Origin of the sequence: Aliiglaciecola sp. NS0011-25 (assembly GCF_040370605.1) — a bacterium.
Lineage (GTDB): Bacteria > Pseudomonadota > Gammaproteobacteria > Enterobacterales > Alteromonadaceae > Aliiglaciecola > Aliiglaciecola lipolytica_A.
In genome coordinates this window covers 67,430-82,559 of the sequence record NZ_BAABWR010000023.1, presented here as the reverse complement: position 1 = coordinate 82,559, position 15,130 = coordinate 67,430, and the positions used below count along the sequence as shown (strand labels likewise).

Sequence of the window (15,130 nt, the reverse complement as noted above, 5' to 3'; positions counted from 1 at the left end):
GGTGTGTTATGCAATACCTGTCCCTGTAATAAACTGCTAGGTGTTACACCTCCATGTGGCTACCTCCAGCCCGACAACCATGTCGGTCGTGCACTCGGGCGGAACTGCGTTCCTAAAACATCCTCGCTTACCCCCATGTGAGAACAAAGAAACGCGCAAACCTGTAGCACGGGCTGAAGCCCGTGGAATGCTAATTAACTTAACGAAGGGCTTTCAAAACATTAAATTCATACTCGTGGGATACCGTTAGGTGTTACACATCCATGTATAGCTGCCCAGCTCGACATCCATGTCGGTCGTTCAAACGGCTGGAGCTGTGCTCCAACAGAGACCCGTTTTCACCCCATGAAAGAACAAAGAGACGCACAAACATATAGCGCGGGGTTTAGCCCGTGGAATAACTAGAATATTAGAAAGGTAACGAGGTTAGTGGGGAAGATCTATTTAGGGTTTTAATCTCGACAATGATTCTCTAAGTAAATTCAGCGTTTTGGTTTAATCATCTTAATCTGTGTCGAGGTAAGTTTGTTTTAAACTATATAGCGTGGAATTGTTTCACTTCCCTTAAACTGCTAACTAAGGTTGTGCAGTTTAAGGGTATATAATACTAAGGTTATTTGGTATTTCTAAGTCAGAAGGCAGATACGCAATTGCCCCTTCTGTTTCAGCTAAAAACTGCAGGGTTTCTTGTGTTGAATTTAATTCTATTGGCGGCTTGCTTCTTCCTGTAAATTTCATCTGCGCCCAATAAGCTTGGATTCTGGATTCGGTTAGGCCTACAATTTTCGTGTTGAATTCAACTCTTAATTGATTGCCTGACGGCAGGTTAACCGCTTTATATTTATGACTTAGTGCACCTCCCATAAATATGTGTCTAATTTGTTGTTTACTCAAAATTTGTTGTTCATCTAACGGATTTAGGACGACAATAAAGTCAGAATCTTTATCTTCTGCGTAGGAGTCAGGCACCATAAAAGCAAAGATTAAAAATGTAAGCCATAATATTCTAATGATTTGTGATGTAATTAAATTATTCATTTAAAACACCCACTCTAGACCAACAAGGTACAAATTCGATTTTCCGTCGAAAGTAGTATTTTCATCAAAATCGAAAAATGAATTGGACCCGTTATCTTCCTCTATTGCTGAGTATTCAACTTTAAGAGCGAGATTAGATAATACGTCCCAGCGTGCTCCCAAAGTCCAGCTTTGCATATCTGTAGCAGCTGCATCTAAAAATATACTATTGTAAGCTTGAGCTAATTGATCTAGGTTAGGATCGAAGCCCACGGGTATTTCTTGGACTGGTGTTTTACTGTCTCCGTCGCTATCTGCAAAAGTAATATGAAAGGTAAAAGGAGCGTAATTAAAACCTGCTGTCACATAATAGCTCTGGATCTCTGGTATGAAATCAAGATCTGTCTCAATATTTACCCACTCAGATCTAAAGAAATAGTCTAAATTGTCGTAGACAATTCCTATCTGTTCTACTTTAGCTACGCCTTTTGTGCTCAATGAATCAGCACTTCGGCCAAAGTTAAGATTGGATAAATAACGTTGAAATTGATGAATTTCAGTAATATTTAGACTTAAATTACCTTCATAGTGTGCCAATCTTAATTCGAAATTGTTTTTATTAATTTTTCCGATTAAACCTCGCAGATTACGAGCCGTAAAACCTGTGGGCGTATTACTAAAATTTACGTCACCATCTTCTTGACCTATATAAGCTTCTATACTCGCTTCAAAGTTGCTATTGGTGAATTTATAGATTAAGTCAGCGCCTTCAAAAGTTCGAAATAGAAAATTATCGTAAACTTGCTGTGGTAGGTTTATCCATGGATAGGCAAAACCGACATCTGTGTAGTCACTCATTGAAAAGAATGGGGCACGTAACTTGCCGAATTTAATTTGTAAATTGTCTGTTGCTTGATAGGTTAGGTATAGCCATTCAATACCAGAATCTTTCGACCGATCCGCTCTAGCGATGAGTTGTGTAGTCCCTGACCATTTTTCACTAAATTTATATTCGGCTTGCAATGCTATTAAACTAGATGGCTCAAAACTAAGACTGTCGTCATAGCCTTTATAGTCGACGTTATCTTCATCCAAATAACCGCCAATTACTCTTGCATAGCCGGAGAACTCTAGATCTTTGGCGGATAGCGATAAGTGGCACAATGCAGTTGAAATTATTAAAAATTTTAAAAAAGTATGTCGTATTAACAAGTTCTATCCCTAGTATCTTTTTTCAATGTTACCGCTGTTAAGTTGATGATGTTGTAAATGCAGTTTGATGGTAGTTGAAATGCGCCTTTTTATCAGTAGCTTTTTCTATACGGGAGTATTATCCATAATTTATAAAGTACTACTTAACTCAGTTAATCTAAGTTGATTAAGATCAAGTAATTTACACATTTATTTAAAATCTCATGTATGAATGTATTAGATTCTAGTCGGAAATCTAATTCTATACAGATATTGTCGCCTAACTATTGGCGTTGACCATAATATAATTCTTGATATAGCTTTTGCGCTTTTTCAATCGCTTCAGGTAGTTTAGCTAAAGGTAGCGGTTTAGCAAAATAATATCCCTGCATTTCATCACTTCCATTGGAAATCAAATAATTAGCTTGTTCTGCAGTTTCCACTCCTTCACTGCATATCTGCAGTCCTAATCTATGGCCTAAATCCAAAATGGTTTGCAAAACGACAGTGTCCTTTCCAGAGCTATCGTGCTGCATTACAAACATTCGATCAATTTTGAGGGTATCTATTTGAATTTTAGTTAGGTAACTAAGGAACGAATAACCTGTACCAAAATCATCTAGAGCAATAGAGCCGCCCATTTGTCGTATGTTATTGAAAAAATCATTAGCACTGTCGAAATTTTCTAGATAACTAGATTCAGTCATTTCAAATTGAATATTCTGAATATTAACCTGATAGAGATTCAGATTTTTCTTAATAAAATGTATGAAACTGCGATCTTGTAAATCATGACTAGAAATATTCAAAGAAACAACGAGGTTTTGTTCAACCATTTTTTCTAGAACATTCATGTCTTTGAAAACTCGCTCGACCAACCACCGCGTAATGGATTTAACTTTGCCGCTTTGTTCAGCGATAGGAATGAATTCACCTGGAGATATACTTCCTAACTCATCGTTATTCCAACGTAAAAGAGCTTCTAAACCAGTTACAAAGCCTTTCGATGATATTTTAAGTTGGTAGTGAATTTCGAATTCGTTTTTGGCTATTGCATTGGTGATTAGGTTGGCTATTTGCACTTTTCTGCGATTTTCTTCTAGCATTTTTTTATGGAAAACCGTGTAAGAACCTTTGCCTTTTTCTTTCGATGCATACATTGCAATATCTGCATTACTGATGAATGTGTTGATATCAAATTCAGCATCGGTTGCTTTCGCAATACCAATACTTACACCGGTTTGAATATCCCAACTGTTAATCTCAAATGGGGTCAACAAACCCTCAATTATTCGATTCGCTATATTAACGGCTAGTAGTGAACTGCTAAGATTTGGGATCATGATTAAAAACTCGTCTCCACCCAATCGCGCTAGGATGTCGCCTGGACGCAGAAAGCTTTTAACTTTGCTGGCAACAGCTTTGAGCAGTAAATCGCCGGTCTCGTGTCCCAAGGTGTCATTAACCCCTTTAAACCCATCTACATCGAAAAACATAATCGCTAAATCTTCGTTTTCTCGCTGGCTTCTGGCTAACTCTAATCTAAGCAGTTCCATAAAAAACATACGATTTGGTAACCCCGTCAAAGTATCGTAGTTAGCCAAGTGTTGCATTGAATTCTGTTGCTCAATCAATTTTTCCGTGTTTAATTGATTGGTCTTAATTTCCGCATTTATCGTGCTCAATAGTTTATTGATATTACGACCTAATTCCGATACCTCGTCATTACCTGAAACTCTGTATTTCAAATCATAATCGGTGGTTGACTCCACTTTTTTAGTAAACTTAGTGAGACTCAAAAGAGGTTCAAATAAACGCTGATATATCCAAAAAGAAATCATCATTGCTAAGACAACAACTAACATCACTAGTGGGATAGCGCTGAAAAATAGACTATTCTTACTCTCATTCAATGGTCGTTGGTAGTCTTGAACGACTAATAAATGGCCAACCGGAAACTTTTCTTCACCTATGGTTTTTGAAACAGCTAAACCTTCATCGGTTATGGTTACATCAGGGGGTAAGTCTTGTGGTGAAATTGAGGTTAATTCAGGAGAGAAGTTTTCTAAATTGAGGTAGTTTGGGTGTACATAATAATGGATTAAATTCCAATCAGCATCGAATACATTCACAAACTTAATATGTTCGTAGCGGTCGAGCCCAATTAGTTCTGTTATTATCGAGAAGGGATCCGGCTCCTCGGAAAGGGTCGATAATAGGTTATCGGCAATATTTGATGCCATTGCATCTAAATTTTGTTCTACGGATTTCCGGTATAGGTTTTCATGTTCGTTTATGGCTAAAAAGAAAACTGAGCCCGAGCTAATCAAAATAGATAAAATAATGATGATAACAAACTTGTATCTAATACTATGAAACATCTAGCTGATTCCCTGCCTTTTCAAAGTTTAAACAAGCTAATTGAATAATTGCTTAAGTTATGTCTGAGTTCAGACTAGATGGCATACTACCAAGTACTCTAAATGCTAAAAATTCAGACTTAAATTTGAAACAAATTTTGCTAAATTAAGTGGAAAAGCCTTTGTATTTTAAAACAAATACTTAGTATATACCACTGTTAACGTTGCATGATGTTCCAATGCGTATTCACACTTCGAAATCTAACGGTTTAAGCCAATTGAATGCGCTAAATTACTTCATTAGATAAACATCAATTTAGCAAATTACTTGTGAAAATAGCTTACTGCACTAATTTATTTGAGCTTAAATGGCTGTATTTATTATTTATTTTAGTATCTAGCACGCTTAATAGAGGTGAAACCTCAGTACTAAAATGCTATATTTCAGCAAAAATTACCTGCCAAATAAATAAGTTTAAAATAATCAATTAAAGCTTATGGCTTTCACTAATTCAGTTTTAATTATAGAGGATTAAATGGCTTCTCCTAAATTTCATAATGCCGTACGTAAGTATCACAGATGGTTAGGCTTTTTTTTGGCGGGGATCATGGGGATCTATGCAGTCAGCGGGACTTTATTGATTTTTCGTAAAACCGATTTTCTAAAATACCCACAAGTTGAAGAACGCCAGTTAGATAAGGGATTAAATGGCAAATCTTTGGGTAAACAAATTGCTCTCAAAGGCTTTGCTGTTGAAAGCGAAGTTGACGATATGGTTGTGTTTAATCAAGGGCAATATAACAAACTAACCGGAGAGGTTGTTATTAATAAAAAAGATTACCCAGCGCCGTTAGCTAAATTAGTTAAATTGCATAAAGCCACAACGGGTAGCCCGCTTTTCTTTCTCAACATTAGTTTTGGCATAGGGTTGTTATTCTTTGTAGTTTCGGCGTTTCTGATGTTTATGCCTAAGTTACCGATGTTTAAAAGCGGCGTTAAAATAGCGGCTGCAGGTGCAGTGTTTGCAATTTTAGTTGTTATGTTTGGTTCGTAAATGTACTGAGTTGCGGCAAAGTCGCTTGTAACTAATACGTTGAATGATGTTTAAAAAAGGCCTGAAATTATAATGATTTTCAGGCCTTAATTTTAATACTCTTTCAATTAATTTACAGTGTTTTTACTAGCTAAAGTTTCGTTAACCACTTTATCTTGCCCATCTAAACTATGCCTAGAGTGATATTTACCGACCGGTAGGGTCGTTACAACTGAGTAGTTTACCTGTCTTGCGATGGGCACATAATCAGTTATGGCTGTGCTTATTGCTGTGCTAATAATATCAGCCAACAAATTTCCACTATTTCCCGAGGTATTGATCACCACAACGTTTTTGTAGTTCCACAAAGATTCGTTGGTTGAGGTTGATATAAGCTCGAAATCGGCTCCAACTGTAACGTTTCCACCCGTCACATAATAGTTCGTGTCCCATTGATTGATAGTAACAAAAAGTACCGCATCAGCCCCGAACATAGTTTTAAACTTTGCAGGTTCAACGCCTTTCAATTGCTCGCCATCAACGACGCCTTCTACAGCCAACATCATTTCGATCATGGGGATAGGCATAACATAGTATCCCGCCTCAGCTAGTGGCTGAGCGATAGTGGTCGAATAGAGTTCTGGAGCGTCTGCTGCCGTTGAACGATTGATTGCTGGTACTACAATGATTGAATTTGTATCCTGTTGGTACATCTTTGGATAAGCTTCGCTTTTCGTTAAAATGGTAGGTGTCGCACAACCAACTAAATGGGCGATAATGAATAATGAAAAAAGTCTAGTTAGTTGACGCATTATTGACCTCCATCTTTTCAATCATGGTTAACATTGTTCTCACCATTATCGCCGATTCTGGAAACAAAGCTTCTTCCTGTTTTAAAAACTGTTTCGCGCCGTTGAGATTGTTAGCGTCTAATTCTAATTTTGCCAACTCAGCGTAGATACCAGGAGGTATTTTTTTATTCTTGCGAGCCGCATTTTCGATGATATCTATCAGAGCTGCTTTATGTTGACTTAAACTATCAGTAGAGGGTTCATGTTTATAGTCGTACGCAGTTTCAGAATAGTCTCCCCAGTAATAAATTGTTTTAGGTGCCGCACAAGCACCTAAAAATACGACTAAAACTCCCACGCAAGTGTTTCTAATTATTTTTCTCACGGAACATTTACCTCGAATACATTTCCATTGGTGACGTAAATTTTACGTTTTACTACCGTTTTATCATTTCTAACTATTTCGATTAGATGCGTACCTGAGCTTATTTCAAACTTGGTCACTAAATTCCCATCAATTTTAAATTTATCTGCTTGTTGCAGACTAATCTGTTTTCCATCAATCGACAGTGACCCCGAAGCAATATTGCCAGTCAGTTGCAGATAAGCTTTGTCGTCTAATTGTTTTACTTCGCTAAAGCTGCTGCTACAACCCGCTAAAAAAACTGCAAATATGAATGCTACTAATAATTTCATTTCTTACTCCTCACCTTCTAACACGACAATTTGATCCAAAGTTGATGCATCTATGCTTCCTGATACTACCTCGGTAAGTGAGAGTGCGTTTTGTCCAGTTCCAATGAAATCAATAACTTTGATAGTGGCAACTTGTTTTCCTGGTAGCTCAATCATCATTCCACTCTGGGGATTTTTCACTTGCTTCCCCTTGGTTTTTACAACAAATTTATCACCAGTTTGAATTCCTTGGTCTTCGCCACCCGTCATTAAGTACATACCATCTTGCTGTGCGACTATATACGCCTGCCATGGGGCATCCATTAGATTCTCAACAATATTACTAACCAGCTTGGAAATGGCAGCAGATATGGCTCTATCATCTAAACTTGTGTCGTATCCGGCTGTTTCGCCAACGCCAAAAACTCGGTTAGCCTCTGTTCTCGTCTCGCCAGAAGCTTCCTCTGAATAAACAATTTGTCCGGTTTTAGTATTGATAAGTCGGACATTAACGGTCGCGTTTGCAATCTGTATTTTGTTGCGGCTGAAAACACCAACTTCACTGTTTGTTGCACGACCGAATTCGGAAACCGATCCGACAATTAGATAATCAGCACCCACTTTTTCGAGTTGGGTCTGATTTATTTGGCTTTCTTCTTCTAATTCATCTAATTCTTGGCGTTCTAACATTATGAATTTTTGCGTTTCTGTTAAACGGCTAGACAAAATATCTGCAGCTTGTTTACCTAAACGGTCGCCGGAATTATCAATCAAAAAACTATTAGTACGTTTGGTTTCATCTGAAAATCGAGATATTGCCACTACTCTTTTTAGTCCTTTGCTATCAGGCTCTACAATCGATTGGCTAATAACCGGGGAGGAGGCTTCGATTTTGTTTACCGTCCCTCGTGTTGAGCTTGTACAGCCATTTAGTGCCAACCCAATGGATATAACAGCAGAAACAAATACTATCCTTTTCATAACTTCCTCTAACTCATTAATTATTAATAAAAAACAGCTTAAAATATCACAATCTAAAAGCTGATATTAGTAAAAATAAAAATGATAAGGTTTGCAGTGATTAAAAAGATGACCTAATGCAATATTGAGGGTATGTTTCAAAAGGTTGAAGTAGACGTGTAAGCCAATGGTGTATTGCGCAAAAAATTTTTGGCGGATGTAACTTATTTTCAAAAAAGGCGAAAATACTTAAGATCAAGGTTGACGATATTTAACCAAGTTGCGCGTTTTAAAACGTTTTTGTCAGGGCTTTTGATTGCATTTTCGCAAAAAAGTTTTGCATTTATGTAAATATAAAAACGAAATATCAGATAAGTCGCGCTACGCTAACACGCCGAATGAATACAATAATCTGGCATTTACATTAATAACTAAACTGACACAGCAGTTTTAATTTTTAACGATTTGGATAAGTAATTAGGAATTATGGGACTTAAATCATTTGTTTATATCTTTATTGGATTAATTGTTGCCGCGGTTGCGATGGTTTGGTTTAGTCAGGATAACTATGACCAGGTTTTTCACGCTGAATATGTGGGAAGCGAAGTGTGTGGTGACTGTCATATTATTAATTACGACGCTTGGTTAAAATCCCCTCATCACAATATTACTCACGCACCCAGCGAAAATACTGTGGTTGGTAATTTCAATAACGGGTCATTCTTCTTAAATACTGACCCCAATAAAACCAGCCCAGCTGTAAAGTCCTTCCGTGAAGGTGATGAATTTTATTTAGCCCTCAAGGATATTAATTCTGAGCAGTACACGCCTTTTAAAATCGATAAGGTTATCGGTTACCAATATCGACAAACTTATCTTACCCAAGAAGAAGGCGGGGTATTGCGGCGATTACCTGTGCAATGGTCGGTGGCCAGAGGAGAGTTTTTTGCTTATTGGAATGAGCAAGAGCAAAGCCCGGAAACTGTTGACGATTTATGGGAACAGATGAAGCCATTAAACTCGGCATGGAATTTATATTGCGCTCGCTGTCACACCACTAATTTACAACAAATAAGCAAAGACCGCGCTCATACAGTGGCTAATGTAAAATGGACTGAAGATGGCGTTGGCTGCGAAGTATGTCATGGCCCTGGCAGTGAACATGTTGATTATATGCAAGACAAACCTGTTAACCGCATGATGTCTTTGGTTAACCTTAAATTGTTCGATGAACCAGTTCCGTACATCATGAATGCAGCTGACCATTCTCAAGGGGTTGCGTTGAGTGTTTGTGCCCGTTGTCACGGTTCAGATATTTTACGTAAACGTATGGACGCTTATCGGACCTACTCTCCAGGTTATGATCATGCGGGCAATTTGAATGACTTGTCTGAGTATTTTACTGAGGCAGAAAGTGTTCCTGGTCGCACATTTCCCACGCTGCAAGTTTGGCCTGATGGACGGCCCAAAGGGCTTGGCACTTTATTTCGAACCTTTGCTGATTCTGCACATTATGAACAAACTGATATGCGTTGTTACGACTGTCATGATCCGCACAATAACAAACAACCTGCTCAATTTGGTATTTTAGAACCAACTGAAGTGAGTAATCAGTTTTGCTTAGAATGTCACCAACCTATACAACAAAATTTGACTGCCCATACCAGACATGCACCAGACACTAAAGGTTCTTATTGTTATGACTGTCACATGCCAAAGAACATGTTGAACCAAGTATCTGGCATAGACTACTTCGTTCGTAGTCACAATGTGGGGACAATACCCAATCCACTGTTGTCGGTTAAAATGGGGCTGGAAAATTCACCCAATGCATGTAACGAATGCCATACTAAGCAATCGCCGCAGTGGGCAGTAGACAAAATGCGAGAATGGGGAATGGACGGCCACTTGGTTGAAACCGACTTGCATTTAAACCGAAATGCCCATTCAGATTTCACCCACTAATGGCAGTTAGAGGAAAAGTTTAGTGACTGATTCTGTTTTATTAGATTTGTCCAAACCCTATGTATTGATCATTATGGGAGTAAGCGGCTGTGGGAAATCGACTATTGCCAATTTGCTCTCACAGCAGTTATCCATAGAGCTGGTCGAAGCTGATGATTTTCATAGTCTTGAGGCAAAAACTCAAATGGCTAAAGGTATCCCGCTCACTGATGAAATGCGTGAACCTTGGATTCAAGGGCTAGTCGAGCATTTAAGTAAAAACAAACAGTCTAGTAAAGTGATGGCTTATTCTGGCTTGAGGAGACAACATCGAGCGCGTTTTCGCCATTTAGGATTACCCTGTTTATTCATCCATCTTATTACACAGCCCAAAGAATTAGCATCTAGGCTTGAACACAGACAAAACCATTTTATGCCAAGCAGTTTGATTGCCAGTCAATTTGCTGCACTTGAAGACACCTCTGCGGAATCAGATGTGGTTGAAATTGATTCCACTCAATCACCGCAGAAAATTATATTAGAAATTTATAATTTACTCGGTCTTCGTTGACGTTGATACATAAATACCCAGCCTCCAAACAAACCAGCCAGGCACTGAGCAAAAATACCTAGTGGCGTTCTCGCACCCGCGATAAGGGTAATATCCATAATAGGTTGCATGGCTGTTAGCATGGTAAACAGAGCAACTGCGCCAGCAATGGGATAAAGCCATAATATTGGTTTTGGCCAAACCTTGTTTATCAAAAAGACACACACAAAGGCGATAAGTAATCCAACTAAAATAATCGCGCCGTAGGTGGGCAGTAGGCCGAGTAAATCTTTGCCTGAGGCGGATAATCTTGTTTGCCAACTGATAATCACATCAAGCTTAATTAATTCGTGCAGAACGAATTGAGTATGTAAAAGGCTAGCTAAAACAAAACAGCTCAGTGTTGCTGCAATAAAATCGAAAATTAGTTTAATGGTTGCTTTCATAGGATAACCTTGACGTAGTCAACATTAACTAGTCTGCCATTTTAGTTAGAAAAATAACAATCTTTTGAATAGCAGTAGTAAACGGATATCGTCAGCTTAATTCGCATTTTTTCTCAATATGGGTATATTTATGCTTTAAGACCCTAATCAATTAATTGTTTTTAACCCCAAGGAATTGTTTGTGAAGATTAAATATTTAACGCTGTTGTTATTTTATTTCTTATTCATTAGCATTCCGGTGAATGCAAAGTCGGATTTATTTTCGGTAGAGGAAGTTGTCACTGATTTGGATTATCCTTGGTCGCTTGCATTTATTTCTGAAAGTCAATTTCTGGTTACTCAAAGAACCGGAAGTTTGCGACAAGTAGTCAACTTTACTCTCAGTAAACCTATCGAGGGTTTACCGAAAGACATCTATGTGAAGGGTCAAGGTGGCCTGTTAGATGTGGTGCTTCATCCTGACTATGCTCAAAATGGTTGGATCTATCTGTCTTATTCAGCAGGCAGTGATGAACGCAACACCCTCAAAGTAATGCGCGCCAAACTTAAAAATAATCAATTAGTTGATAGCCAAGTTATTTTCACTGTAAAACCTTATCGAAATACCCCTGTACATTACGGTGGCCGATTGGCTTTCTTAGACGACAATTCGTTGTTGATTTCTTCTGGCGATGGCTTTGACTTTCGCGAAAATGCACAACGTGTGAATAATCAGATGGGAAAAATTCTACGAATTTTGGATGATGGTCAGATACCAGATGACAATCCATATATCGGCGAAACTGAAAAGAATCTTGCCTACTCTGTATATTCGTTAGGGCATCGCAACCCACAAGGTTTAGTCTATGATCCCATTCGAAATCTCGTTTTTTCAAATGAACATGGCCCTGCAGGCGGCGATGAAATAAATATCATTAGAAAAGGTGAAAACTATGGCTGGCCGATTATTACCAACGGTAAAGATTATTCAGGTGCGTTAATTACGCCATTTAAAAAATATCAAGGAATGCGACAACCATTAGTGGATTGGACTCCTTCTATCGCGCCATCGAGCATAACTGTCTACGATGGCATGATGTTTCCACAAATGCGCGGCGATTTTTTGGTTAGTAGTTTGAAGTCGAAAGAGATTCTTTGGATTCAAATGCAACAGAACAAAGTGGTTGGACAGCAATCTCTACTCTCTGAGCTAGGTTACCGGTTCAGAGATGTCAAAGTGCATCCAGACGGCTCTTTGTATATACTGGTAGACAGTCAAAAAGGTAAAATATTACGGGTGACTGCAAATCGCTAGAGGCTGATTTGAGGTAGTTCGGAAATAATTAATTATGATAAATGTATATAGATTCTGTGTATGCTGACTATCATTAAATAATCATTGTGAATGATTCAATTTTTCAACGTTTACCTTTATACTGTCGCCAATATTTCTCTATATTCATAATTTAAAAGGACCATAAAGTGTTAGAAGCTTATCGTAAACACGTAGAAGAGCGTGCCGCTGAGGGTATCCCCCCTAAACCATTAAATGCAGAGCAAGTTGCTGGTTTAGTTGAATTATTGAAAAATCCTCCTGCTGGCGAAGAAGAGTTCTTGTTAGAGTTATTATCTGAACGAGTTCCTCCTGGTGTTGATGAAGCCGCTTATGTGAAAGCTGGTTTCTTAGCCGCTATAATCAATGATGAAGCGACTTCTCCGTTGATATCAAAAGATGCTGCAATTCAATTGTTGGGCAACATGCACGGTGGTTATAACATCGTAACTTTGGTTGAAGCTTTGGATAACGAAGATTTAGCAGAGTTGGCGGCTGAAGAGTTGAAACACACTTTGTTGATGTTTGATGCATTTCACGATGTTGAAGAAAAATCAAAAGCTGGAAACAAATATGCCAAAGACGTGATTCAATCTTGGGCTGATGCAGAGTGGTTCACATCTCGTCCAGACTTACCTGAAAAGATCACTTACTCAGTATTTAAAGTTACCGGTGAAACCAATACCGATGACTTGTCACCAGCACCAGATGCATGGTCTCGTCCTGATATTCCTTTGCACGCACGCGCTGCATATAAGATGACTCGCGATGGTTTAACGCCTGAAGTGCATGGCGAAATCGGTCCACTTAAACAAATTGAAGAAGTTAAAGCAAAAGGTCACCCTGTTGCTTTCGTCGGTGACGTTGTAGGTACGGGTTCTTCTCGTAAATCAGCAACCAACTCGGTTCTTTGGTTCTTCGGTGAAGATTTACCTGGCGTACCAAATAAACGTGGTGGCGGTGTTTGTATCGGCGGTAAAGTTGCACCTATTTTCTTCAACACAATGGAAGATGCTGGCGCGCTAGTGTTTGAAGCTGACGTTGACAAAATGAACATGGGCGATGTTATTGATATCTACCCACTAGAAGGTCGTATCACTAACGCTGAAACCGGTGAAGAACTTGCCAAGTACGAATATAAATCTGACGTCTTGTTAGATGAAGTTCGTGCTGGCGGTCGTATTAACTTGATAATCGGTCGTGGTTTAACGGATAAAGCTCGTGAATCCCTTGGACTTGGTACTTCAGACTTGTTCCGCAAGCCTGTTCAACCAACTGATACCGGTAAAGGTTATACACTTGCACAAAAAATGGTTGGTAAAGCATGTGGCGTAGAAGGCATACGTCCAGGCACATATTGCGAACCTAAAATGACAACAGTGGGATCTCAAGACACCACAGGTCCTATGACCCGTGATGAACTTAAAGATCTGGCTTGTTTAGGTTTTTCTGCAGATTTAACTATGCAGTCTTTCTGTCACACTGCGGCTTATCCTAAGCCAGTAGATATCGACACTCAGCACACTCTTCCAGACTTCATTATGAATCGTGGCGGCGTATCACTGCGTCCAGGTGACGGTATCATTCACTCTTGGTTAAACCGCATGTTATTGCCAGATACTGTAGGTACTGGTGGTGATTCTCATACACGTTTCCCAATGGGTATTTCATTCCCAGCCGGTTCTGGTTTGGTTGCTTTCGCAGCTGCTACAGGTGTAATGCCGCTTGATATGCCAGAGTCTGTTTTGGTTCGTTTTAAAGGTAAAATGAAGCCAGGCATCACGTTACGTGATTTGGTTCATGCAATTCCTTTATACGGTATCAAGCAAGGTCTATTGACCGTTGCTAAGAAAGGCAAGGTAAACGCATTCTCTGGTCGTATTCTTGAAATTGAAGGTCTTGATGGACTAACAGTTGAGCAAGCGTTCGAATTGTCAGATGCGTCTGCGGAGCGTTCTGCTGCAGGCTGTACTATCAAGCTGTCTAAAGAATCTATCGCTGAATACCTAACGTCTAACATCACTATGCTACGTTGGATGATCAATGAAGGTTATGGTGACCCTCGTACTCTTGAGCGTCGCGCACGTAAGATGGAAGAGTGGCTAGCTAATCCAGAACTTATGGAAGCTGACAAAGACGCTGAGTATGTTGAAACCATTGAAATTGATCTTGATGAGATCAATGAGCCAATCCTATGCTGCCCGAACGATCCTGATGATGCTAAAACCTTATCTGACGTTGCTGGCGCAAAAATTGATGAAGTATTCATCGGTTCTTGTATGACCAACATCGGTCACTTCCGCGCTGCAGGTAAGTTACTTGAGCAATTCAATAAAACCTTGCCTACACGTTTGTGGATATCTCCACCAACGAAGATGGACAAAGCAGTATTGATGGATGAAGGTTACTACAATATATATGGTCGAGTGGGCGTACGTACTGAAATGCCTGGTTGTTCTTTGTGTATGGGTAACCAAGCGCGTGTACTTGCTAATTCAACAGTACTATCTACATCGACTCGTAATTTCCCTAACCGTTTAGGTGATGGCGCTGATGTATATTTGTGTTCTGCTGAGCTTGCTGCTGTAGGTGCCATTGTTGGCCGTATTCCGACAACTGCTGAGTACATGGAATACGCGAACAAGATTGAATCTATGTCAGGTGACGTGTTCCGCTACTTGAACTTCGACCGTATCGAAGAGTTTAAGAAAGCCGAAGATGCAGCTAAAGAGAAAATCATCCCTGCGCTAAATATTGCGTAAATAAGCCATGCAATACTAAGCAAGGTTTATGTAAATGCAAAAACCGAACGTAATCTTTGATTCGTTCGGTTTTTTTATGCATGCTATT

13 protein-coding genes are annotated in these 15,130 nt (G+C 39.1%); 5 read left to right on the top strand and 8 right to left on the bottom strand.

Going from position 1 to position 15,130, the window contains the following annotated elements; genetic code table 11:
• Positions 1-591: 591 nt before the first annotated feature.
• The 3 genes from ABWV72_RS17915 to ABWV72_RS17905 all read right to left on the bottom strand — a co-directional run bounded on the left by ABWV72_RS17915 (position 592) and on the right by ABWV72_RS17905 (position 4,589).
• Entirely contained in the window at positions 592-1,038 is a 447-nt protein-coding gene (locus ABWV72_RS17915) for a hypothetical protein (RefSeq protein WP_216047247.1), read from the bottom strand.
• A complete protein-coding gene (locus ABWV72_RS17910) occupies positions 1,039-2,229 on the bottom strand; it encodes a TonB-dependent receptor (RefSeq protein ID WP_252728829.1) in 1,191 nt (396 codons plus the stop codon).
• A 263-nt stretch (positions 2,230-2,492) separates the two neighbouring features.
• Positions 2,493-4,589, bottom strand: coding sequence for an EAL domain-containing protein (locus ABWV72_RS17905; protein ID WP_353372174.1), 2,097 nt, complete (start codon positions 4,587-4,589; stop codon positions 2,493-2,495).
• 515 nt (positions 4,590-5,104) lie between these two features.
• On the opposite strand from ABWV72_RS17905, the gene ABWV72_RS17900 reads away from it, so the two are divergent.
• Positions 5,105-5,623, top strand: coding sequence for a hypothetical protein (locus ABWV72_RS17900; protein WP_216047245.1), 519 nt, complete (start codon positions 5,105-5,107; stop codon positions 5,621-5,623).
• 107 nt (positions 5,624-5,730) lie between these two features.
• Here ABWV72_RS17900 and ABWV72_RS17895 read toward each other — a convergent pair whose 3' ends face one another.
• From ABWV72_RS17895 to ABWV72_RS17880, 4 genes are read right to left on the bottom strand one after another with little or no spacing between them, the layout of a single operon-like run.
• The gene (locus ABWV72_RS17895; RefSeq protein WP_353372172.1) at positions 5,731-6,414 is read right to left on the bottom strand and encodes a GNA1162 family protein; all 684 of its coding nucleotides are present in this window, start codon (positions 6,412-6,414) and stop codon (positions 5,731-5,733) included.
• Positions 6,398-6,778: a DUF4810 domain-containing protein gene (locus tag ABWV72_RS17890; protein WP_353372170.1), complete on the bottom strand. Its 381-nt coding sequence runs from the start codon at positions 6,776-6,778 to the stop codon at positions 6,398-6,400. Before ABWV72_RS17890 ends, ABWV72_RS17895 begins: the two co-directional genes overlap by 17 nt.
• Entirely contained in the window at positions 6,775-7,089 is a 315-nt protein-coding gene (locus ABWV72_RS17885; protein ID WP_216047243.1) for a putative periplasmic lipoprotein, read from the bottom strand. The genes ABWV72_RS17890 and ABWV72_RS17885 overlap by 4 nt, the downstream gene beginning before the upstream one ends.
• Positions 7,090-7,092: 3 nt before the next feature.
• Entirely contained in the window at positions 7,093-8,049 is a 957-nt protein-coding gene (locus tag ABWV72_RS17880) for a CsgG/HfaB family protein (protein WP_353372168.1), read from the bottom strand.
• 465 nt (positions 8,050-8,514) lie between these two features.
• Between ABWV72_RS17880 and ABWV72_RS17875 the strand changes: the two genes are divergently transcribed.
• On the top strand, positions 8,515-9,993 hold the full coding sequence (locus ABWV72_RS17875) for an ammonia-forming cytochrome c nitrite reductase subunit c552 (protein WP_303501409.1): 1,479 nt from the start codon (positions 8,515-8,517) through the stop codon (positions 9,991-9,993).
• A 22-nt stretch (positions 9,994-10,015) separates the two neighbouring features.
• Positions 10,016-10,543, top strand: coding sequence for a gluconokinase (locus ABWV72_RS17870; protein WP_353372165.1), 528 nt, complete (start codon positions 10,016-10,018; stop codon positions 10,541-10,543).
• Here ABWV72_RS17870 and ABWV72_RS17865 read toward each other — a convergent pair.
• Positions 10,519-10,968 carry a hypothetical protein gene (locus tag ABWV72_RS17865; protein ID WP_353372163.1) on the bottom strand — a complete coding sequence of 150 codons (450 nt, stop codon included), beginning with the start codon at positions 10,966-10,968 and terminating at the stop codon, positions 10,519-10,521. The genes ABWV72_RS17870 and ABWV72_RS17865 overlap by 25 nt on opposite strands.
• A 181-nt stretch (positions 10,969-11,149) precedes the next feature.
• Here ABWV72_RS17865 and ABWV72_RS17860 point away from each other — a divergent pair, with 181 nt between their 5' ends.
• Together ABWV72_RS17860 and acnB are read left to right on the top strand one after the other, a co-directional pair.
• Positions 11,150-12,262, top strand: a complete 1,113-nt coding sequence (locus tag ABWV72_RS17860) for a PQQ-dependent sugar dehydrogenase (protein WP_353372161.1) — start codon at positions 11,150-11,152, stop codon at positions 12,260-12,262.
• Positions 12,263-12,429: 167 nt separating this feature from the next.
• Entirely contained in the window at positions 12,430-15,042 is a 2,613-nt protein-coding gene (gene acnB, locus ABWV72_RS17855) for a bifunctional aconitate hydratase 2/2-methylisocitrate dehydratase (protein WP_216047237.1), read from the top strand.
• Positions 15,043-15,130 lie beyond the last annotated feature (88 nt).